Genomic DNA, 18,446 nt, shown 5'->3' on the forward strand with positions numbered 1-18,446 from the left:
TCAGTCTCCGGGGGCTGCGTGATAGAAGGTGCCGGGATCGAGTTCGGCCGCAGGGCCGACGAGGTCACGGCCGCCGATCTTGGCCAGCACGCGATAGAGCACGCGCGCGTCGACCTCCTCATCAGTGATGCTCCGGCGCGGAATGCCGTCGCGATAGCGCTCGCGGTATGTCCTGAGCAGGGTGGCATCGCTGGTGCCGGTCAGCGGCGCGATTCTGTCCCATGCGGCATCCGAGCTGATCAGCAGCTGCTTGGCCTTGCGGGTCATCGCGATGAAGCGTGCCACGGCATCGCGATGGCTCGCCGCCCAATTCTCGTCGAAGACATAGCCGACCGCGGAGACCGCGCCCTTGGCGCCCAGCTTCGGCAGGATGTCCTCGATGCCGGCGAGGCGGCGAAAACCTTTGGCCTCTAGCTGCGCGCAGAAATTCCAGAAGTTCAGGCTCGCATCCATCTCGCCGTCGAGCGCCTTGGCGGCGATCAAAGGCGGTGCGCCATAGACAATGCTCGCATCGGACTTCATGTCGATGCCGTCCTGCTTCATCCGGGCCTGCAGCAGCAGCCAGCTCTTGTCGATGGGGCCGCCGCCGACGCCGAGCTTGCGGCCCTTCAGATCGGCCAGCGTCTTGATCGGCGAAGTCGCCGGCACCATCACCGCGCCGAGCGCGCTGGAATAGGGATAGAAGGTCAGCCTGGCGCCGAGCGCGCGCTCGCGCGACACCCACAGCCAGTCGGACAGGATGATGTCGGCACTCCCGGCGCGCAATGCGATCTTGCCGGCTTCGGGGCTGGCGAGTTCGGTGACGTCCAGCGAAAGATCGGCCTCCTTGTCGAGGCCGCCTGCACGGATCGCGGCCAGCTCCCAGGAGAATGTTCCGGTTTTCTGCACTGCAAGGCGGATCGTCTCCGCAGCGCGGCCGGGTGCGGCCAGCGACAGCGTCAGCGTCATCGCGAGCGCCAATATTCGTCCAGGCGCTCTCAAACTAAGAACTCTCATCACCTTGTGAGCCGTTTCCTCGAAGGAGTGCTTTTCAGGACAATACGCATAGCATAGCTTTCGTCGCAACCTGTGGGAGGACGCGGATGAATTTGGCGGGACAGCTACGACCGATTGTCGCCGCATTGGCCGTGTGGGCTGCGACCGCCTGCGCGGCGCGGGCCGAGGAGGCCAATGATTATCCGACGTCGGCACGCGCGGAATATGTCTATGGCTGCATGAAGGCTAACGGCGAGTCGCGGCAGTCGATCGAGCAATGCTCCTGCTCGATCGACGTGGTGGCTTCGATCGTTTCTTACGAACGATATGTCACCGCCGAAACCGCGCTCAGCATGGCCCAGGTTCGCGGCAATCTGGGCGTCCAGTTCCGCACCTCGGAGCAGGCGAACTCGGCGGTGAACGATTTGCGGCGTGCGCAGGCGGAAGCCGAGGTGAGGTGTTTCTAAGCGCTGGATGCCTAACGTATTCGTCATGCCCGGGCCTGTCCCGGGCATCCACGTTCTGGCGGTAGGCACGAAGATCGTGGATGGCCGGGACAAGCCCGGCCATGACGACTGAGAGATTTAAGTCCCCGGCTTCTCCACATCCCATTCGTTGCGGAACACGTGCCCGTCCGTGTCCTTTGCCTCCGCGCGAATTCGCTTGGCGCCGTTGGAGACATAGGTGAAGCGCAGATTGGGATCTTCCGAGATCGAGATACCGCCTTCCATCGACAGCACGGGGCTGTCGTCCTGCGTCAGCTTCAGCTGGTTGACGAAGAAGGCGGGAATATAGAGCTGCGTGACCTGGTCCATCTGCAGGCCGGAATTGTTGGGATGGCCGATCATGATCTGCGCCTCGCGGATTCGGCTGGCCGGTACCTGCTCGCGCGCGAATTGCCGGTAGCGCATCTGGCCGAGCCGGTTGTTGGCTTCCTCGGCATTCTTTGCTGCCGGTGCCGAGCAGCCGCCCGAGGCCTTCACATAGACTTTCGAGACATAGAGCTGGCCGTCGGTGAGTTCGGCCACCGCATGGACGTCGGTGTAGTTGTTGACGCGCACGCGCGTGGAGATTTCGGTGACGTTGGCATCCGCGCCAAGCTCGAACTTCGCCGCCATCGGTGCCGGGTTGCGGTCGATCACCAGCGTGATCGAGCGGATGCGGCGGCTGTCGGCGGGCGAGAGCTTGCTGCGCAGGGTTACGGGCACGATGGCCGCGTCTTCGGCGCGATAGGGCATCTCGATGCCGATGACATCGGCGCCGTCGTTGATCGGGCGGTTGTTGAAAATATCCTGCACCAGGCCCGGCCAGGGATCGTAGGCCTCTTCAGCCTGCGCAGGCACAGCGAAGGCGATGCCGAGCAAGGCGGCGATCAGGGGCAGGCGGTGTGTGCATCCCGGCATGGTCATGGTCCCCGGAGTCAGCGAAGCTGATCTCCCGCCCAGCGTAGCGCGTTCGCTACTCCCATTCAATTTCCGAAAATGCTGCGGTTGCGTTGCGGGCGTTGTAGTCGTCGAACAGCTGCCAGTGTGGCCGTTCCGTCGCGGCCGCCTTGTCCGCCGCGGTCCGGATCGGCTCGCCCGTCTTGTTCGACGCCCGCACGTCCGCCAGCAGCGTGGTGAGATAACGCCGCTCGTCCGTGAGCGCGGCAGGCCAGTCGCTCACAGGCCCGTGACCTGGGACCACACGTAGTGCCGGAATTGTCTCGAGTTCCCCGAGCGTGCCGAGCCAGCCGCGAATGCTGCCGTCCATCACCGGAACGTGGCGGAGAAAAACCAGGTCGCCCGCGAACAGCGTCTTGCTCGTCTCGTCGAGCACGGTCAGGTCGTTGTCGCTGTGGCCGGCCGGCCAACTCCGCAAGGTCAGGCGGCGCGATCCGAGATCGAGCGTCATCGTGTCCTTGACGAGTATTGTGGGCGGTACGATCTTCACGGGATCGATCAGTTCGCTGCCCATGATGCGTTTAAAATTGTCGAGATAATACGGCCCGCGGCCCGCCAGCGCCTGTGGCAGCTTGCTGTGGCCGACGAAGCTGGTTCCCTCGGCAACGAAGGCCGCGTTGCCGAAGACATGGTCGGGATGGCCGTGGGTGTTGATGACGTAGCGGATCGGTTTGCTGGTGCGGGCTCGCACGGCGGCGAGGAGCCCTTCGCCCTCGCGGAGGCTGCCGCCGGTGTCGATCACGGCGACTGCGTCCTCGCCGACGATGAAGCCGACATTGGCGATGTCGCCCTCATTCTCGCGCGTCATCAGCGCGATGGTCCCGGAGTGTACGAAGATTCCCGGTGCGACTTCGCTCACAGGCAATTCTGCCGCCGTGACGCGTGCTACCGTCGAGAGACCCAGCAGGGCCGAGGCTGCGATCACGAGAGCGATGCGAGACATTTTTTCGCCTCAGTTCAAGGGGGCCGCCGCGCTGCACTGCAAGAGGACAAGCCATACAAAGTTTGGCAGAGCATGGTGCATCCTGCGTTGCATGGATAGCATTCGAGCAAAAGATGGAGGAAGCGCGATGACGGAGGCCGGGCGACATCGTCGCTGGTTGTTTTCACTATGGGTCCTGGTTGCGTCCTGCGCGTTCGGCGATGTCGCCATGGCGCAGACCAAGGACAGCGGCGACCTCTCGTTCGAGTTGGTCGACCCGAATGTTTTGCGCGTCTGCGCCGATCCGCGCAATCTGCCGTTTTCCAACGAAAAGGGCGAGGGGTTTGAAAACAAGCTCGCCGAGTTTCTTGCAGGCAAGCTCGGCAAGAAGCTCGACTACGTCTTCTTTCCTCAGGCCACCGGCTTCGTGCGCATGACGCTGGGCGCGCATCGCTGCGACGTCATCATGGGCTTCCCGCAGGGCGACGACCTCGTGCAGGGCACCAATCCCTATTACCGCACGTCCTACGCGCTGGTCGCCAAGGCCGGCAGCGGGCTCGAGGACGTCGACACGCTCGAGGATGCGCGGCTGAAGGGCAAGCATGTCGGCATCGTCGCCGGCACGCCGCCGGCGACCAACATGGCGCTGGCCGGCCTGATGGGCGATGCAAAGCCATACCCGCTGATGATCGACACGCGCTTCGACAATTCGGCGCAGGCGATGATCGACGACCTCGTGGCCGGCAAGATCGATGCCGGTGTGCTGTGGGGGCCGATGGCGGGTTTCTATGCGAAGAAGGCCGGCTCGCTGCACGTCACGCCGTTGGTAAAGGAGCCCTCCGGACCGAAGCTGGTCTATCGCATCGGCATGGGAGTGCGTCCGGCCGATCAGAACTGGAAGCGGCAGTTGAACAAGCTGATCCAGGAGAACCAGGGCGAGATCAACAAGATCCTGGTCGAGTTCGGCGTGCCCCTGCTGGACGAGAGCGACCGGCCGCTCGGTGCGGAGACGGCCAAGAAGGTACCATGAGGCGCTATCTTGCCGCTGTGCTCGTCGCCGCCACGCTGGCGGGGCCGGCGTTTGCGCAGCAGCAGGAGCCGTTCGAGCCCGAGGGCTATCGCACCGACAATTACCGCGCGCCGGTGCCGGCGACGCTTGCGGGCGCACGCGTGCTGACGACGGCGGAGGCCGAAACCATCTGGCGCGGGAAGGGCGGCGTCTTCATCGACGTGCTGCCGCGGGCGCCGAAGCCGAAGAACCTGCCGGAAGGCACCATCTGGCGCGATGCGCCGCGCAGGAACATTCCGGGCAGTCTCTGGCTGCCGGATACCGGCTACGGCACGCTGCCGCCGGCCATGGACGACTATTTTCAGCGCGGCCTCACACGGGGGTCTCACAGCAACAAGGCCGCGCTGGTCGTAATCTACTGCCTAGCTGATTGCTGGATGTCCTGGAATGCCGCCAAACGCGCGATGGCGTACGGCTATTCCAACGTCGCCTGGTATCCTGACGGTACCGACGGCTGGGAGCGCGCAAAACTCCCGACCGACGAGGCGCAGCCGGAACCGCGCCCGGAGCAGTAGGCTTTACTGCTTCTGCAGCTTGGTCAGCGTCCCCGTACCGTTAGTGTCGGTCGCCGAGTACGTCACCCGGTCGCCGGCATGGACGGCGTCGAGCATGGCGGCATCCTTGGCCTTGTACTCCTGGAGTGCGCCGGCGCCGCCCGCGCTCCCGCCGACCGTGCCCTTCTGCGTCTGCTGGATCGAGATCGTGCTGTTGAGCCGATCGATCCGCGAGACGACTCCCGTCATGTCGTCGGCAAAAGCGCTGGATGCGAGCATAGTCATGACCGCTGCGCCTGCGAGGATGAATTTTGTGGTTCCCATCGAGGCCTCCCGGCATTCGAGATCAACCTGGACAAGACATCCGGGCGCGAATTGGTTCCCGCGAACGTGCTGCAAGGTTAACGATCGCGTTGATCTCGTGGAACTTTAACCCGTCAGCAGGTCTGACGTTATTCCAGTTCCTGTTGGATGACGCGCCCGAGCGCGAACAGGCGCTGGTCGATCGCGGTCGGAACCTCGCAGACGAACCGCACCACCTTGCTGCGGTCTTCGAAGATGCGGGTCTTCCAGATCAGCTCGTTGCTGAGCGCCTCGACCTTGGCGTCGTCGCGCGGCGTTGCGCCCTGGAGGGTCTGGAGCTGGATCGCTTCCTCGCGGATCTTGTCGGCGGCTTCACGCTGCTTGCTGCTGACGCGTTCGAGCCCGTTCATCACCTGGGAGCGCTGGGCGTTGAGCGTGTCGAACAGGCCGGCGAACAGCAGTTTTGCGTTCGCGGTCTTGTCGGCGGAGGAACCTGTCAGAAATTCCTTCACCGACTTCTCGGCCTCGTCCATCGGCGTCTTGCGCGCCGACAGCTTTGCGACCAGCGCGGCGACCCTGGTATCGTCCTTCCATTTGGTCTCGGCATCGTCGAGCGGGGGGCCGGCCCAGACGGCGGCGAGCGAGATCTCCGGCACCTTGGCTTGCGTGCAGGGCCAGTTGGGATAACGCGGATCGGCCGCGCGCGCAGCCGTGCTCGTGACGATGAGTGCCAAAGCGACCAAGGCCAGAACCCGAACGATCATCCTTCGCCTCCTGCGGGGCCTCGCCGCGCCAGCCCCCGCGAGGGATCATAGGCGTAGATCGCGGCGGTCATGAAGACGATTGTACAGCCCGCCACCACCGCCAGCGAAATCCAGTTGATTTGCCCGTAAAATGCAAAGCGGATCAGCTCGACTGCATGGGTGAACGGATTGGCCTCGCAGAGATAATAGAGATAGGGGCTGCCCTCCTGCACCCGCCAGAGCGGGTAGAGCGCGGAGGAGGCGAAGAACATCGGGAAGATCACGAAGTTCATCACGCCGGCGAAGTTCTCGAGCTGCTTGATGCCGGAGGAGATCAGCATGCCGAGCGAGCCGAGCATCAATCCGGAGAGGATCAACGCCGGCAACACGGTCAGATAACCGAGAGGGGGAGGGGTGATGTCCCAGAACCAGGCAATCAAGAGGAACGCATAGACCTGGAGCAGCGACACCGCGGTGCCCGCGAGCAGCTTGCAGAACAGCAGGAAGCCGCGCGGCAGCGGGCTCACCAGCAGCGTGCGCATGTTGCCCATCTCGCGGTCGTAGACCATCGAGAGCGAGGATTGCATGCCGTTGAACAGCTGGATCATCGCCATCAGCCCGGGCGCGATATAGACCTCGTAGAGGATGTAGGTCTCGTAAGGCGGGATGATGGAGATGCCGAGCACCTGGCGGAAGCCGGCGGCGAAGATGAACAGCCAGACCAGCGGCCGCACCAGCGCGGAGACGAAGCGCTCGCGCTGATGCAGAAAGCGCAAGCCCTCGCGCCAGACGATGCCGGTGAGACAAGTCATATATTCCGAGGCCGTGAAGCCGCGCGGTGCATCGCGCGTGGTGATGCTGCTCATGCGCTGCCTCCCGGCATCGTCTGCGCGCCGGTCAGGCGCATGAAGGCGCTGTTGACGTCCTGCGCGCCGGCCTCCGTAATGACCCGGCTCATCGGCCCCTGCGCCAGCACCTTGCCCTGGTGCAGCACCACGAGGTCGTCCCCCGTCATGATCTCGTCGAACAGATGCGTGGCCCAGAGCACGCCGATGCCTTGCTCGGTGACGAGCTGGCGGACATGGTTGATGATGTCGGCGCGCGCCTTGACGTCGAGGCCGACGGTCGGCTCGTCGAGCAGCAGCAATCGCGGCCGGTGCAGCAGCGCCCGGGCGATCTCCAGCCGCCGCATCTGGCCGCCGGAGAGATCGCGTACCTTGCTGGCGGCGCGATCGGCAAGCCCGATGCGTTCGAGCAGCTCGGCGCTGCGCGCGGCCGCCTCGCGCCGGCTGATGCCGTGCAGCGCGGCGTGATAGAGCAGGTTCTGCGTCAGCGACAGGTCGAGATCGAGCGTGCGCGGCTGGAACACGACCCCGAGCAGGCGCAGCGCCTCACCCGGGCTCTTGCTGACGTCGTGACCGAAGATGGAGACGCGGCCGGTCTGGATGCCGAACAGCCGCGTGATCAGCGAGAACAGCGTGCTCTTGCCGGCGCCGTTGAGGCCGAGCAGCGCGGTGAAGCTCGCAGGCTGCACGTCGAAGGACACGTCCATCAGCGCCCGGCGCGGACCGTAGGCATGGCTGACGCCGTCGATCGACAGCGCCGGCATCGCCGCCGGATCCAGCTTCGGCGCCTCGCGTGGTTCGGCGATGGGAGCAGGGCTGGTCATGGCGCGATCGCGATGCCCCAGGGCAGTTCGCCCACCTGAATGGTCTTGATCACCTTCTGCGCGGCGACGTCGATGACGGAGACGTCGTTCGACACGCCGTTGGTAGTGAGCAGATATTTCTCGTCCGGCGTGAACGCCATGTGCCAGACGCGCTGTCCCACCAGCAGGTATTTCGTCACCTTGCGCGTGGCGACGTCGACCACCGCGACGCGGTTGGCGGGGCCGAGCGCCACGAAGGCGGTCTTGTCGTCCCTGGTCATGCCGATGCCGACCGGCTGGATTGCCTCTTTCCGGAGGCCCGGAATCTCGAAACTGACCTTGCCGATCACCTCATGCTTCACCGGGTCGATGATCGAGACAGTGCCGCCGATCTCCGAGGATACCCACACTTCGGACGCGTCGTGCTTGAATTCGGCAAATCGCGGCCGCGCGTCGACCAGCACGTTGGCGACGATCTGGCGCGACGAAGTGTCGATGAAATGCGCCATGTTGGTCGTTTCGGACGTATTGATCAGAATCTTGCCGTCGGGGCTGATGGTCATGCCTTCGGGCTCCACGCCGACCTGGATGTCGCCGAGGCGGGTGCGCTTCTCCAGGTCGATCACGGTCACCGTGTTGTCGTTCTCGTTGGCGACGTAGAGGACCTTTCCGGCGGCATCCTGGGCGAAGAGCTCGGGGTCGGGGCCGGAGGGCAGGCTGTCCACCACGGCCTGGGTCTTCGCGTCGATCACCTGGATGGTGTCGTCGTCGCCGACCGCGACCATCACGAACTTGCCGTCGCGGGTGAAATCGATGCCGCGCGGGCGCTGGCCGACCTTGATCGTTTTCGTCACCGTCCAGCTCTCAGTGTCGATCACCGAGACCGTGTTGCTCTTCTCGTTCGAGACATAGGCGATGAACGCATGCGCGGGCGCTGCCGCCAGCACCAGTCCGGACAGCAATCCCACACGCCACATGCGCGACATCTGCATCCTCACTTCAACTTGCATTTGCTCTCCGGGCGATCATAGCCAAGCGTGTCGAGCTCGGAGACCTGGTGCAGAAAACCCTCCTGCGGCGACACTGACACCACCATGCGGCCGTCCACCAGCAGGATCGGCTGGCGCAATTGCAGGTTCCAGTCGCGCAGGGTCAGTTTCGTGCCCTTGAAGGCGGCGACCGAGAAATCTGGGCCCTTGATGAAGTCGGTGACCTTCCTGACGTCGCCGGAATTGGTGCGCGAGGTGGCTTCACCGATCATGCGCACCGCCGTCCAGGCCTGCATGTCGAGCGCGGTCATGCGCCGCGAATTGAGCTTGATGAAGCGGTTCTGCATCTGGATCGCGCCCCACTGATCCTGCGATGCGTCCCAGCTGCGCGGCACAAGGCCGGCTGAGCCCGCGACGGGCCGCGGATCCCAGGTGCGGTAGGGCAGATAGGCGCCGAACACTTCGCTCTCGTCGGCCGCGACCAGCACGTCGTAGGCGGGCGCGCCTTGCGTGAACACCGGCATCTGGCGCTGGATCAGCGTCACGCCGCTGTCCGTGCGCCGCGCGCCGCCCTTGTCCTCGAAGCTCTTCTCCTGCACGATCTTGGCGCCGAACCGCGTTGCGGTGCGCCTCAGCGCATCCGCAAACAGCTTGTCCTCGTCGTGCGAGCCGACCACCAGCAGCCACCGCTTCCACTGCTTCCACACCAGATACTGCCCGAGCGCATCCGCCAGCATCGCGCGCGTCGGCGCGGTATGTATGACGTTGGCGCGGCAATCGGCCTCGCGCAGCCGCTCGTCGATCGCGCCCGCGTTGAACAGCAGCGTGCCGCGGTCGCGCAGGGCGTCCGAGACCTTCAGCAGCGCATCCGCCGGCAGGTCGGCGATGATGAAGCCGTTGCGCGCGGCGAGGTCGGTTGCGGCCTGCACCGCATCCTCGCCCTCCTTGATGCGACGCTCCTCCAGCGTAAAGCGCTGGCCCAGGAACTTTCCGGTGGTGTTGTTGTCCTCGATCGCGAGGCGCGCGCCGGCGACGCCGTCATTGTCCGCGGGCTGTTCGACCAGCGACAGCGTCGATCTGGCGCCGGCGACACCGAGATAGCCGACGCCGATCTGGACAGGCTCCGCCGCGAGCACGCTCGTCGCGGCAAGACTCCAGCCAACCAGGCCGAGCAACCATCGGACCATGCTTCCTCCGTAGGCTCCCCGGCTTGACCGCCGGTGGAGAATTGTTTCTGCTGAAGCATGACCGATTTGTCAGGGCATGCAACCCCGCATTTCGTCCTCACGCGTGCCACGCCGGGAATCACGATCATGCGAGCGCTGATATGTTTCGCAGCTTTGCTGTTGACGGGCTCGGCCGCGCTCGCCGATCCGCCAAAGCTCGCCGTGTTCGATTTCGAGCTGATCGACACCAGCCTGCCCGGCGAGTTCTACGGCTCCAAGCCGGAGGAGGCGCGGCTCGTGCTTATCGGCGAGCAATTGCGCAAGGAGCTGGCTGACTCAGGCCGGTTCCAGCTGCTCGATATCGCGCCGGTCAGGGATGCCGCCCGTCACGCGAACTTGCAGGCCTGCGGCGGCTGCGACCTCAAGCTCGCGGGAGAATTGGGCGCGGATCTCGAGATCACCGGCATGGTGCAGAAGGTCTCGAACCTGATCATCAATCTCAACATCTACCTGCGCGACGTCAAGACCGGCGCCATGATCACCGCCGCCAGCGCCGACATGCGCGGCAACACCGATGAATCCTGGACGCGCACGATGAGCTATCTGATCCGCAACCGTCTGCTGGCGCCAAATTATGGGAAGCCGTGAGGTTTTCGCCTCTCCCCGCGTGCGGGGAGGCCGGAATTTGCGAGAGCAAATTCCGGGTGAGGGGGACTCTCCGCGAGTCCAACTCGCACTGATCTTGCGGAAGCAAGCCCCTCACCCCAACCCTCTCCCCGTAAGAACGGGGAGAGGGAGAGGAGAGAGCGAATTTCACCCCTTCAATCTCTCCGCGTGCCAGTGCAGATGATCGCCCATGAAAGTCGAGATGAAATAATAGCTGTGGTCGTAGCCCGGCTGGCGCCGCAGCGTCAGCGGGATGTTGGCCTTGGTGCAGGCGGCCTCCAGCAACTCGGGCTTGAGCTGCTCCTTCAAGAAGTTGTCGGCATCGCCGACATCGACCAGGAAGCCGGAATACTTGGCGCCGTCCTCGATCAGCGCCACCGTGTCATGGTTGCGCCAGCTGTCCTTGTTCGGCCCGAGATAGCCGGTCAGCGCCTTGATGCCCCACGGCACCTGCGAGGGCGCCACGATCGGCGCGAAGGCGCTGGCGGCGCGATAGCGGTGCGGATTGCGCAGCGCGACCGTCAGCGCGCCGTGGCCGCCCATCGAATGGCCCATCACCGATTGCCGCTTGGCGTCGACCGGGAAATTCTCGGCGACGAGTTTTGGCAATTCGTCGGTGACGTAGCTCCACATGCGGTAATTGCGTGCGAACGGCTCCTGCGTCGCATCGACATAGAAGCCGGCGCCGAGGCCGAAATCATAGGCATTGTTGGCATCACCGGGGACGTCGGGCCCGCGCGGTGAGGTGTCGGGCGCGACGAAGATCAGGCCGAGCTCGGCGCAGGCTTTGCGGAATTCGCCCTTTTCGGTGACGTTGGCATGCGTGCAGGTGAGGCCGGAGAGGTACCAGACCACGGGAAGCTTGGCGCCGGCCGCATGCGGGGGCACATAGACCGAGAACACCATGTCGGTTCCGGTCGCCTGGCTTGCATGGCGATAGACGCCCTGCACGCCGCCGTAGGATGTATTGGTCGAGACAGTCTGGATCGTCATGCCGAAATGCTCCGTGGCGTCAAACCACATCAGGATTGCAACGCTTGTGTGACCGAATTCGTGGCGGCGTGTCTCGTCAGGCGACGCCGCTGTCGATCGCCAACCGCACCAGCTCGACCGAAGTCTTCACGCCGAGCTTCTGTCGCATGATCGAGGAGGTGTTGGCGACAGTCTTGTAGGACGATTGCACCAGCCAGGCGATCTCGGACAGGCTCTTTCCGGCGCTGAGCAGCCGCAAAATCTCCATCTCTCGCGCGTTCAGTTTCGACAGCGGGCTTTGCGCCAGCGTGGGCCCCGCAAACGCGATGCTGCGCGCGATGGCGGTGGGCAGATAAGTGCCGCCGCCGCCGACGGCGCGGATCGCCTCGACGAGGTCGTCGGGGTCGCCGGTCTTGGAGACGTAGCCCTTGGCGCCGCACTCGATCGCGCGCGCGGCGAACGCCGGATCGTCGTTCATGCTGAACATGATGATGCGGGCCTCGGGCGCGCGCTCCAGGATGCGGCGCGCCAGCTCGAATCCGGAGACGGTCGGCAGGTTGATGTCGATGATGCAGAGGTCGGGGCGCTCGACGATGAAGACTCCTTCGCCGTCCTCGGCGTCGGCTGCCTCCAAAATCTCGATCTCGCCCTCGTCGGCCAGCACGGCTCGGCAGCCGGAGGCGACGATGGGATGATCGTCGACGATCAGAATGCGCATAGGCGTTCCCCGTGACAGCTTCGGCCTGTTTTGCGCCGCATGAGGCCCCGAACGAGACGGACACACGTGTCTCATGTCGGGTCATGCAACCCGGCCGGGATTGCTGTACGCTTTCGATTAGATATCGGGCGCTTCGCCTCTGTCAACGTCATCGGACAGGCGTGGGCCAACCTTCGCGAGGGACTGGCGGCACCAATGTGGCAAAATCTATCCTTGCGCGCGCGTATCAACCTGCTGCTGGCGCTTTTGTTGGCCCTGGGGCTCGCCGTCAATATCGGCCGCCAGGTCACGGAAGCAGGTCCCCGCGTGCAGGCCGAGGACCAGAGCGTGATCCGGCTCGCGCGCGAGTTCATCGAGATGATCGTGGCGGATCTCAACGAGGCGCCCGATCCGGATGCGCGGCTGAACCAGATCGCGCGCGATCTCAGCCGCCTGCGCCATGTCAGCATTGCCCTCAAGGATTCCGGCGGGAACCCGCTGACGCCGCCGCGGCCCGATGCCGATGACGACGCGCGCGGGCCGCCGGCCTGGTTCGTCAGCCTGGTTCACCCGGAGCACACCGCGGTGAGCGTTCCGGTGTCGATCCACGGCAAGCCGGGCTCGCTGGTGATCACCTCGCATCCCAATGACGAGATCGCCGAGGTCTGGGACGCCATCATGACCCAGCTCGAGGTCGGCTCCGTGATCGCGCTCGCGCTGTTCCTGGTGATGATGAATGTGGTCGGCCGCGCGCTCGCTCCGCTCCGGTCACTGGAGCAAATGATGGCCGAACTCGAAGACGGACATTATCTGGCGCGCATCACGCCGGGCGGCGCGCCGGAGCTGGCCGCAATCTGTACCAGGCTCAACCATCTTGCGGCAACGCTCGGCGAGGCGGTCGAGGACAAGCGGCGCCTCGCCGAGCGAGCGGTGTCGCTCCAGGACGTCGAGCGCAAGGAGATCGCGCGCGAACTCCACGACGAATTCGGGCCGTATCTGTTCTCGCTCCGGGCGCACGCCAGTGCGCTGGCGAAGCAGGCGGATGGACGCGTCCCAAATGCGGACGCCGTGCGAAAACATGGCAGCGCCATGCTGGAGCAGATCAACGCGCTGCAGCAATTTACCCGCCGCGTGCTGGAGCGGCTCAGGCCCGTGGGCCTTGCCGAACTCGGTCTTGGGCAGGCGCTGGAATCGCTGTCGCGGTTGTGGCGGGAGTCGCATCCCGACGTCGAGATCGAGACCACGATCTCGCCGGTGCTTGGCGTCACCGGCGAGACGGCCGACCTCACCATCTACCGCATCGTGCAGGAGGCGCTCACCAACGCGTTCCGCCATGCCGACGCGACCTCGATCAATGTCGTGATCGAACCGGTCGAGCAGCTTGGCCGCGGCTGCGCCCGTGTCCGGGTCAGCGACAATGGCCGCGGCATGGAGCCGGGACAGAAGCTCGGCTTCGGCCTCGTCGGCATGCGCGAGCGCATTCTGGCGCTGGGCGGCACGCTCAACGTCATCTCGGGCGAAGGCGGCCTGACCGTGGAAGCGCTGGTTCCGACCGCGGCGGCCTGATCATGCCCGATGCGATCGGGAAGAATTCCCGATTTGGTCGGGAAAACGGGTGCGGATATCGCCCGACCTTTTGTGGCTGGCGCGTGTGCTGCTGCCGAATACACTCGTCTCAACCAAACGGCGAACATCAAAACAGCCGGTGGTCACGGATGGGAAGGCAGGGATGGGCAATCGTCTTTGGGTAACGCGTCGCGTGTTCAAGCGTCTTGGGTTCACGCGTCGTTTGTTGATGGCCTCGGTGTCGACGGGTCTGGTGTCGGGGGTGATCATCGCGGGCCCGGTCGGGGCCGCGCAGGACGAGCAGACCAACGTTCAGAACCTGCCCGCAATCGAAGTGGTCGCGCCGCCGCCGGCCCCACGGCGCGCGCCGTCGCGGACGCCGGCGCGTTCCGCCAGCTCCGCGAAGCCCAACAATAGGCTCTACGTCTATCCGACCTCGCCGGGCACCGGCCGCGGCTTGGAAGTCGACAAGGTCCCGTCGGCCATCAACGCCGTCGACGCCAACCAGATCAAGCGCACCGGTTCGCTCAACGTCACCGACGCGCTGCGCGACAACATCGCGGGCATCAACATCACCGAAGTCACCGGCAATCCGTTCCAGCCGGATGTCGAATTTCGCGGCTTTGTCGCCTCGCCGGTGACCGGCACGCCGCAAGGCCTTGCGGTGTACCAGAACGGCGTCCGCATCAACGAGGCCTTCTCCGACGCCGTCAACTGGGACCTCATCCCCACCGCCGCGATCCGGTCGGTGACGCTGGTGACCAACAATCCCGCCTTCGGCCTCAATGCGCTCGGCGGCGCCATCAACCTGCAGATGAAGGACGGCTTCACCTATCAGGGCGCCGAGCTCGACGTCATGGGCGGCTCGTTCGGCCGCATGCAGGGCTCGGCGCAATGGGGCAAGCAGGTCGACAAGAACTACGGCGTCTACGCGGCGCTCGAAGGCCTGCACGACAGCGGCTTCCGCAATTTCTCCCAGTCGGACGTGCGGCGTTTCTACGGCGATGTCGGCTACAAGGCAGGTGACAGCGAATTCCACGCCAACATGGGTCTCGCCAAGAACGATTTCGGCGCCAGCGCCACCGTCCCGGCCGAGCTGCTCGACAACTACTGGGGTGCGACCTACACGACACCGCAGACCACGAGCAACCGCGTCGGCTATCTCAACCTGACCGGAAAAGTCGATGCGACGCCGACCTGGACGCTCGAAGGCACCGCCCATGTGCGCAGGTACGAGCAGAAGCTCGTCGACGGCAATCCGACCGACGTGCAGGAGTGCGCCATCGCGGGGCTCTTGTGCTTCGGTGACGATACGACGCCCGCGAACGGCACCAACGGCCTGCAGCTCGGCAATCCGTTCGCCACGGGGACCATCCTCGGCGAGATCGATCGCAGCTCGATACGGTCGACCACCTTCGGCGTGTCGGGGCAGGCCACCAACACCGACCAATTGTTCGGGCACGACAACCGCTTCGTGATGGGCGCAACCTATGACGCCAGCGTCACACGCTACAACGCCACCGCCGAGATCGGGTCGATCGGCGAGAACTACGTCGTCAGCGGCAGCGGCGTCTTCCTGGGCGCCACCGGCTCACCGGATCCTGTTGCCGGTCCCGTCTCGCTGCGGACCGTCAATCAATATAACGGCCTGTACGCGATGGACACGTTCAACGTCACGGATGCCTTCGCCGTCACGGGCGGCGGTCGTTTCAACGTGGCGCGTATTTCGCTGGAGGACCAACTCGGCACGGCACTCAACGGCGATCACACCTTCACACGCTTCAATCCGGTGATCGGCGGCACCTACAAGATCACGCCGGAGCTGACTGCCTATGCCGGCTATTCCGAGGCCAACCGCGTGCCGACGCCGCTCGAGCTCGGCTGCTCCGATCCGGCTCGTCCCTGTCTCATCGCCGCGTTTCTCGTTTCCGACCCGCCGCTGAAGCAGGTCGTCTCCAAGACGGTCGAAGCCGGCCTGCGCGGCACCAGGGAGCTGAACATCGGCTCGCTCGGATGGAAGATCGGCGGCTTCCGCGCCACCAACTACGACGACATCGTCGCCATCCCCGTTCCCGACCGCACCGGCTTTGGCTATTTCTCCAATGTCGGCCGGACCCGGCGGCAGGGGCTGGAGGCCGAGGTCAACATCAAGTCGCCGACGCTGCAATTCCAGGCGAGCTATGCCTTCGTCGACGCGCGCTTCCTCGACGCCTTGACCATCGGCTCGAACAGCCCGTTCGCCGATGGCGACGGCAACATCCAGGTCTCGCCCGGCAACCAGCTGCCTGCGATCCCCCGCCACCGTGTCAAGGTCGGCGTCGACTACGCGGTGACCGATGTCTGGAAGGTCGGCGGCAACGCGATCTTCGTGTCCAGCCAGTATCTGGTCGGCGACGAGTCCAACCAATATGCGAAGCTGCCGTCCTACACGGTGTTCAATCTCCACACCTCCTATCAGGTGATGAAGAACCTGCAGATCTACGGCCGCGTCGACAACGTCTTCGACAAGCGCTACGCGACCTACGGTCAGTTCTTCGACCGCGAAGCCTTGCCCAACTTCACCACCGGCGCCGACTTCAACGACCCGCGCTCGCTCAGCCCGGCAAGGCCAAGGGCGTTCTATGCGGGGATGCGGGTGACGTTCTGAACCGGGCGCGGCGAAGCTGACGCATCTTTCTGACCCGTGACCGGGTGTCGGCGTGGCCGCTTTCTACCTCAGGCCGATTGACTAAATGTTCATGATTTGTTCTTATGCTGTTCGTCCAGCCAGGGAGCCAGACATGGACAACCGCATCAATGAAATCCGCAGAATCATCAGGGCGTTACGTGTCAGCATGCGTGAGGCCGAAGCCATCATGCATGAACAGATCAACCGGGACGAGGACTGCACGTTCGTGGCCCAGGAGGTCATGAAGATGCGCACCGTGATGAGCAAGCTGGTCCAGGAGCGTGCCGCCCTCGGTGACACCGACCCGATCATCGTCGCCAGCCTGTTCATTCCCCGCCGGCGGCCGACGCCGCCGCGCGTCCATGTCGAGAAGCGCCGTCTCGTGCCGTCGCGAGAGGTGGCACGGGCATGAAGGGAGAGATGCCGACCTACTTCTCCGACATGAAGGAGCCGCCGGAATTCCTCAAGGCTCTCGATCATGCGCGGCGCCTGTCCTGCTACGAGGGCTGGTGCCGGATGCACATCGAGGCCATCCAGGTCGCGATCGACCAATACGCGGAAGCGGCGCTCGGCAATCGCGAGTTCTTCCTCAACAAACCGCACAGCATCGGCGGGAGTCGCAGGACCGGCGACGTGCCGTGACATCGGACCGTGTCGGTGATGATTTGCGAATGTCGGAGGTGGAAGGGAGTCCAGCGCATTGGCAAGAAATCAAAGATTCGGCACATTCTCTCGGCGGCTTGCGACGAACAGGAGAGCGATGGCTGACAGCGGACCAATGATATCCATGTAAAACGGGACGCCGGCGTTTCCCGGTGCGAAATTTCCGGTCATGACCATCTCTCTCATGTGTCCAATTGCATCACCCAACAGGAAGACGGACGCAGCGCAGACCGACGCTGCTTTGAAGCTCAGGTCGCGCCAAAATGCGATGCAGGCCGTAACACCGATGGCGAAGTCGGCCATGCCAACCTCGAATTGGAACGGGCTCACTTGCCAGCCAATGAGTGCGGCAGCCGTTTTGGGAAGGAAGATATGGAAAGCCCCAGCCCAAAGTCCTGTGACGCCAATGGGAAGCAGCAAGATCCATGATAGAAAGCGCTCGACGGCCGGGCCGTCCCTTCGTGTTGCAGCCGCTATCAGAAGCGCGAGCAAGAACAGCACGGCAGGAAGGTTTTGCAACAAGAAGCTGATGGTCGATGCGATCATTGGTTAAGTCCGCGCAGCAACGATTATTGAGGAAAATGTTCAACATGCGTTTCAGCCGTGCGGCCGAAATAAAGTGCACGCCGACCGCTGAATGACACGATGTAACCCGCACATCCGGCAGACATCACTTTTTTGCAGAAACCTTCGTAGGTGTAACCAGGCACAAGCTGCTGCGCCTCCTTAATGGCCGCCTTGACTGCGTCAGCGTCAAAGGCTCCCGCAATGGCGACCGCATGGCGGTGCGTGGTCAGTTCGACGCTGTCACCGTCCGGTCTGTAGTAGATCGCTCTCGAAGTACGATAATCAACTGTGTAGCTCTCGAAGCCGCCTTCGATCAACTCTTCGACGATTTGTGGAAATGTCATCGAGCCGTCCTGCGCGCCGCGCAAACAACGCTCTGCGATCTGTTTTGAACCGTCGTCCATTCTGCTCACCTATTCCACCGGTATTGTCACAATGCCGAGCCTGGCGACCGTGTTTTTGAGAATGCGTTCGAGCGCCCGGCGATCATGGTCGGGCATCTGCGCAAAGCACTCGGTTTCGTTCTGATCGGCCAGCGCCGCCAATTGGGGGACCAAGCTCATCCCCGTCTTCGTCAATTTCAATCTGTGAGCCCGGCCGTCATCCGCGTTTGGCGCTTTGGCGATGAGACCCTTGCTGATGAGCCGATCTGCGAGTTTGGAAACCGCGCCGCGCGTCAGCGCCATGTGATCAGCCAATTGACTGGGTGGCGTTGGTTCTCGGTCGTAGAGAACGCGCATCACCGCCCACTCGGCGACTGTCACATCTCTTGCTGCCAGTTTCCGGGCGAAGGCATACGACACGTGATTGGAAACCTGGCGCAACCAATAGCCTAAATGCGAAGTGAGTTCGGGAACATCGGGCGGCATCGTCAAATCCAGTTTACTAGGAAACTA

General features: G+C 64.0%; 22 protein-coding genes. 8 read left to right on the forward strand and 14 right to left on the reverse strand.

The window, feature by feature from the left end:
• The gene (locus tag WHZ77_RS09655; RefSeq protein ID WP_375313458.1) at window positions 1–948 is read right to left on the reverse strand and encodes an ABC transporter substrate-binding protein; all 948 of its coding nucleotides are present in this window, start codon (window positions 946–948) and stop codon (window positions 1–3) included.
• A 134-nt stretch (window positions 949–1,082) separates the two neighbouring features.
• Here WHZ77_RS09655 and WHZ77_RS09660 point away from each other — a divergent pair, with 134 nt between their 5' ends.
• Entirely contained in the window at window positions 1,083–1,442 is a 360-nt protein-coding gene (locus tag WHZ77_RS09660) for a hypothetical protein (RefSeq protein WP_015684639.1), read from the forward strand.
• 117 nt (window positions 1,443–1,559) lie between these two features.
• Here WHZ77_RS09660 and WHZ77_RS09665 read toward each other — a convergent pair whose 3' ends face one another.
• Together WHZ77_RS09665 and WHZ77_RS09670 are read right to left on the reverse strand one after the other, a co-directional pair.
• Window positions 1,560–2,378: a quinoprotein dehydrogenase-associated SoxYZ-like carrier gene (locus WHZ77_RS09665; RefSeq protein ID WP_375313459.1), complete on the reverse strand. Its 819-nt coding sequence runs from the start codon at window positions 2,376–2,378 to the stop codon at window positions 1,560–1,562.
• Window positions 2,379–2,433: 55 nt separating this feature from the next.
• A complete protein-coding gene (locus tag WHZ77_RS09670) occupies window positions 2,434–3,360 on the reverse strand; it encodes a quinoprotein relay system zinc metallohydrolase 2 (RefSeq protein WP_375313460.1) in 927 nt (308 codons plus the stop codon).
• Window positions 3,361–3,487: 127 nt separating this feature from the next.
• Here WHZ77_RS09670 and WHZ77_RS09675 point away from each other — a divergent pair, with 127 nt between their 5' ends.
• Window positions 3,488–4,369 (forward strand): substrate-binding domain-containing protein, encoded by an 882-nt coding sequence (locus WHZ77_RS09675; RefSeq protein ID WP_375313461.1) that lies wholly within the window; start codon window positions 3,488–3,490, stop codon window positions 4,367–4,369.
• A complete protein-coding gene (locus tag WHZ77_RS09680) occupies window positions 4,366–4,923 on the forward strand; it encodes a PQQ-dependent catabolism-associated CXXCW motif protein (RefSeq protein WP_375313462.1) in 558 nt (185 codons plus the stop codon). The genes WHZ77_RS09675 and WHZ77_RS09680 overlap by 4 nt, the downstream gene beginning before the upstream one ends.
• A gap of 3 nt (window positions 4,924–4,926) precedes the next feature.
• On the opposite strand, the gene WHZ77_RS09685 is transcribed toward WHZ77_RS09680, so the two are convergent.
• The 6 genes from WHZ77_RS09685 to WHZ77_RS09710 all read right to left on the reverse strand — a co-directional run bounded on the left by WHZ77_RS09685 (window position 4,927) and on the right by WHZ77_RS09710 (window position 9,772).
• Window positions 4,927–5,226, reverse strand: a complete 300-nt coding sequence (locus WHZ77_RS09685; RefSeq protein WP_375313463.1) for a copper-binding protein — start codon at window positions 5,224–5,226, stop codon at window positions 4,927–4,929.
• Window positions 5,227–5,354: 128 nt separating this feature from the next.
• Complete coding sequence (locus tag WHZ77_RS09690) at window positions 5,355–5,969, reverse strand: hypothetical protein (protein WP_375313464.1); 615 nt, start codon at window positions 5,967–5,969, stop codon at window positions 5,355–5,357.
• On the reverse strand, window positions 5,966–6,814 hold the full coding sequence (locus WHZ77_RS09695) for an ABC transporter permease (protein ID WP_375313465.1): 849 nt from the start codon (window positions 6,812–6,814) through the stop codon (window positions 5,966–5,968). Before WHZ77_RS09695 ends, WHZ77_RS09690 begins: the two co-directional genes overlap by 4 nt.
• Window positions 6,811–7,617: an ABC transporter ATP-binding protein gene (locus WHZ77_RS09700; protein WP_375313466.1), complete on the reverse strand. Its 807-nt coding sequence runs from the start codon at window positions 7,615–7,617 to the stop codon at window positions 6,811–6,813. Before WHZ77_RS09700 ends, WHZ77_RS09695 begins: the two co-directional genes overlap by 4 nt.
• A complete protein-coding gene (locus WHZ77_RS09705; protein ID WP_375314695.1) occupies window positions 7,614–8,582 on the reverse strand; it encodes a YVTN family beta-propeller repeat protein in 969 nt (322 codons plus the stop codon). The genes WHZ77_RS09700 and WHZ77_RS09705 overlap by 4 nt, the downstream gene beginning before the upstream one ends.
• An 8-nt stretch (window positions 8,583–8,590) precedes the next feature.
• Window positions 8,591–9,772 carry an ABC transporter substrate-binding protein gene (locus WHZ77_RS09710; protein ID WP_375313467.1) on the reverse strand — a complete coding sequence of 394 codons (1,182 nt, stop codon included), beginning with the start codon at window positions 9,770–9,772 and terminating at the stop codon, window positions 8,591–8,593.
• A 126-nt stretch (window positions 9,773–9,898) separates the two neighbouring features.
• Here WHZ77_RS09710 and WHZ77_RS09715 point away from each other — a divergent pair, with 126 nt between their 5' ends.
• The gene (locus tag WHZ77_RS09715; protein ID WP_375313468.1) at window positions 9,899–10,399 is read left to right on the forward strand and encodes a DUF3280 domain-containing protein; all 501 of its coding nucleotides are present in this window, start codon (window positions 9,899–9,901) and stop codon (window positions 10,397–10,399) included.
• A gap of 165 nt (window positions 10,400–10,564) precedes the next feature.
• On the opposite strand, the gene fghA is transcribed toward WHZ77_RS09715, so the two are convergent.
• Entirely contained in the window at window positions 10,565–11,410 is an 846-nt protein-coding gene (gene fghA, locus WHZ77_RS09720) for an S-formylglutathione hydrolase (protein ID WP_375313469.1), read from the reverse strand.
• Window positions 11,411–11,486: 76 nt separating this feature from the next.
• Window positions 11,487–12,107 carry a response regulator transcription factor gene (locus WHZ77_RS09725; RefSeq protein ID WP_015684653.1) on the reverse strand — a complete coding sequence of 207 codons (621 nt, stop codon included), beginning with the start codon at window positions 12,105–12,107 and terminating at the stop codon, window positions 11,487–11,489.
• 195 nt (window positions 12,108–12,302) lie between these two features.
• Between WHZ77_RS09725 and WHZ77_RS09730 the strand changes: the two genes are divergently transcribed.
• From WHZ77_RS09730 to WHZ77_RS09745, 4 genes are all read left to right on the forward strand, one after another.
• Window positions 12,303–13,652: a histidine kinase gene (locus WHZ77_RS09730; protein WP_375313470.1), complete on the forward strand. Its 1,350-nt coding sequence runs from the start codon at window positions 12,303–12,305 to the stop codon at window positions 13,650–13,652.
• A gap of 163 nt (window positions 13,653–13,815) precedes the next feature.
• Window positions 13,816–16,299: a TonB-dependent receptor gene (locus WHZ77_RS09735; protein ID WP_375313471.1), complete on the forward strand. Its 2,484-nt coding sequence runs from the start codon at window positions 13,816–13,818 to the stop codon at window positions 16,297–16,299.
• A gap of 133 nt (window positions 16,300–16,432) precedes the next feature.
• A complete protein-coding gene (locus WHZ77_RS09740) occupies window positions 16,433–16,732 on the forward strand; it encodes a hypothetical protein (protein WP_375313472.1) in 300 nt (99 codons plus the stop codon).
• Entirely contained in the window at window positions 16,729–16,962 is a 234-nt protein-coding gene (locus tag WHZ77_RS09745; RefSeq protein WP_015684657.1) for a hypothetical protein, read from the forward strand. Before WHZ77_RS09740 ends, WHZ77_RS09745 begins: the two co-directional genes overlap by 4 nt.
• Window positions 16,963–17,031: 69 nt before the next feature.
• On the opposite strand, the gene WHZ77_RS09750 is transcribed toward WHZ77_RS09745, so the two are convergent.
• The 3 genes from WHZ77_RS09750 to WHZ77_RS09760 are packed head-to-tail and all read right to left on the reverse strand — an operon-like array spanning window position 17,032 to window position 18,419.
• Window positions 17,032–17,529 (reverse strand): DUF6790 family protein, encoded by a 498-nt coding sequence (locus WHZ77_RS09750; protein ID WP_375313473.1) that lies wholly within the window; start codon window positions 17,527–17,529, stop codon window positions 17,032–17,034.
• A gap of 23 nt (window positions 17,530–17,552) precedes the next feature.
• Entirely contained in the window at window positions 17,553–17,954 is a 402-nt protein-coding gene (locus WHZ77_RS09755) for a DUF1398 domain-containing protein (protein ID WP_375313474.1), read from the reverse strand.
• 9 nt (window positions 17,955–17,963) lie between these two features.
• On the reverse strand, window positions 17,964–18,419 hold the full coding sequence (locus tag WHZ77_RS09760; protein ID WP_375313475.1) for a MarR family winged helix-turn-helix transcriptional regulator: 456 nt from the start codon (window positions 18,417–18,419) through the stop codon (window positions 17,964–17,966).
• Window positions 18,420–18,446: the final 27 nt, after the last annotated feature.

The organism is Bradyrhizobium sp. A5 (assembly GCF_042076515.1).
In the GTDB taxonomy this organism is placed as follows: Bacteria; Pseudomonadota; Alphaproteobacteria; order Rhizobiales; family Xanthobacteraceae; genus Bradyrhizobium; species Bradyrhizobium cosmicum.